Genomic DNA, 2,553 nt, shown 5'->3' with positions numbered 1-2,553 from the left:
TTTGTCTAGCATCTAAAATAAAAATTGACGTTTCACGTTGTTTGTTTCGTTCAGTTTTCAAAGAACTACTTGGTCGCTCATTTGCGACTTCCTTATGTTAACATCTTCGTTAGTTAATGTCAACTAAGTTTTTCATTTCGTTTGTCGCTTTCGACGTTAATGTCATCGGCGACTTGTTCTATATTACACCTCTAAAGTATAATCGTCAATACGTTTTTCAAAAAACTTTATATTTTATAGATTTCACTTATGTATTTCTTCTATAGTTATATACAAGCACTCCACAGAACAATCTATGGGGTGCTCTTCTACCATAAAAACTATTGTTCTTTCGACGGCACCGAACAACTTCCATCAGTACAAGAAAGATCGCTTCCACCCTCTGAAGAAAGTTCTTGCAACTTAGGTGCAGGATTCTCTTCTTCCCACACTTGCTGAAGTGCACCAACAAAAGTTTCAAGTGGTTGTGCACCTGAAATAGCATACTTTTGATTAATAATAAAATAAGGCACTCCCGAAATTTGATATTGCTGAGCAATCGCTTCATCAATTCTAACATCATTTGCATACGCATTTTTATCATTAATAACCTTTAAAGATTCTTGCTTATCTAAACCTGAAGCTTCAGCGATGGTAGCAAGTGTATCCACATCGCTTAAATTTTTCGATTCAGTGAAATATGCAAAAAGTAAATTTTCCGTAATCTCTTTTTCTTTCCCTTGATTCTTTGCAAACTTCGCAAGACGATGCGCATCAAACGTGTTCGTCGGCTTCATCTCATCAAAATTAAAACTTAAACCCATACTAGCTGCATGATTTCCTAACTGTACGTTATTACGCTTAGCTTCTTCAATACTAATTCCATACTTTGATGCAAGTACTTCATTAATACTTGTTCCAGAATAGATTGGAGCATTTTGGTCTAATTCAAAACTTTTAAACTCAACTTCAACATCCTTCTTATGCGGAAATTGTTCTAAAGCCATCTCTAATCTACGTTTCCCAATATAGCAAAATGGACATACAAAATCCGACCATACTTCAATTTTCATAAAAAACACCTCATTAACATTTAGTTTTCAATCATTGTAGCACTGAGATTAAGGAATTCAAAAGTTTTTGCTCTATCTCCTTCATATAGTACATACAAAAACACACTTATAGCAGAATACCTAATTAACAAAAAAAACGATAATCAAAAGGATTAACTATTATCCCTCCGATTATCGTCTATATATATGCAACAACTTTAATTATGCCGGAATATACTTCCCTACGAACTTCCATACAGTATTCCAATATTTATTCGAATCTACTTTCTCCGCTTCTCCATGTCCAGCACCTGGAACAATTAATTTCTCTTTTTCTACTTTTGCAGCATTATATACTTCATCTAACATTTCAAAAGGAACGAATGTATCAGCATCCCCATGAATGAACAGCATAGGTGTTTTACTTTTCGCTACTTGTTTTACAGCTGAAGCCTCTTCTAAATCGTAACCAGCTCTTAATTTAGTAACCGTATTTGCCGCATTCATAACAGGAAACTTCGGTAAATGGAATAAATCTTTTAGTTGATAAGTAAATTCATCAATAACAGTTGAGTATCCACAATCTTCAATAATAACTTTAACATTAGAAGGTAAATCTTCTCCTGAAGTCATCATTACAGTTGCCCCGCCCATTGAAACACCAAATAGAGCTATTTCAGCATTAGGGTCTTTCTTCAAGATTTGTTGAATCCAAATCAAAACATCTTTACGATCATGCCAGCCCATACCAACATAATCCCCTTCACTATTTCCGTGTCCACGAAGGTCTGGTGCTATGACATTATAGCCTTGTTCATAAAAGTTACGAACATATTTCGTCATTTCTGATGCTCTACCATTGTATCCATGAACTACAATTGCCCATTTATGACTGGATGGTTCATTCATATATTCATAACCTTTTAAATTTAATTTATCGAAAGAACGTATAGTTAATGTGTTAGGTTTATACTTCGATACGAAGTTTGCATTCTTTTCTTCATTTGCAGCCAATACATCTCCCGACGCATTTACCGTTTCTACTAAATGAGGATTATCTTGCAAAAATTCTTTTTCTTGTTTCGCATTTAACGCGTAGTTATAAAAATAATTCCCAACTAACATATACACGATTACTAGCAGGACTAAGACTACTATAGTAATTATACTTATCTTTTTCATATTATCTCCTTTTCTAACTTAAATCTTCTTATATTAAAGTACATCAAAAACAACTGTACTATTTTAACACACTGATGAATCCTATCTTTAAGAAATAAAATAGAAAATCTTAAATTACATATAAAGAATCACGAAAGAAATTGAATAAAACTTATATAGCTACGTACTCAAAAACCTTTTTGAAAAGCGAGAAGCACTTCAAAATATTTAGCTTTGAAAAGAAGTTATAAAACACAAAAAAGACGAGTCATTCTGACTCGTCTTAAAGTTGCTTGGCGACGTCCTACTCTCACAGGGACAAGGTCCCAACTACCATCGGCGCTAGAGAGCTTAACTTCCG

2 protein-coding genes are annotated in these 2,553 nt (G+C 33.8%); both read right to left on the bottom strand.

All coding sequences use genetic code 11. From position 1 onward, the window contains the following. Positions 1 to 320 precede the first annotated feature (320 nt). On the bottom strand, positions 321 to 1,052 hold the full coding sequence (locus tag ACTFRM_RS31150) for a DsbA family oxidoreductase (protein ID WP_065223797.1): 732 nt from the start codon (positions 1,050 to 1,052) through the stop codon (positions 321 to 323). A 201-nt stretch (positions 1,053 to 1,253) separates the two neighbouring features. Next, positions 1,254 to 2,213 carry an alpha/beta hydrolase gene (locus ACTFRM_RS31145; RefSeq protein ID WP_000723974.1) on the bottom strand — a complete coding sequence of 320 codons (960 nt, stop codon included), beginning with the start codon at positions 2,211 to 2,213 and terminating at the stop codon, positions 1,254 to 1,256. Between the last annotated feature and the right edge of the window lie 340 nt (positions 2,214 to 2,553).

Source organism: Bacillus cereus group sp. MYBK227-1, from assembly GCF_051916325.1.
Taxonomy (GTDB): Bacteria; Bacillota; Bacilli; order Bacillales; family Bacillaceae_G; genus Bacillus_A; species Bacillus_A cereus.
This window is presented reverse-complemented; position numbering and strand designations above follow the sequence as displayed.

What these genes read in the sequence shown, in the direction of transcription:
- ACTFRM_RS31145 (WP_000723974.1), bottom strand. Translation starts at nt 2,213, where the DNA reads ATGAAAAAGATAAGTATAATTACTATAGTAGTCTTAGTCCTGCTAGTA.
- ACTFRM_RS31150 (WP_065223797.1), bottom strand. Translation starts at nt 1,052, where the DNA reads ATGAAAATTGAAGTATGGTCGGATTTTGTATGTCCATTTTGCTATATT.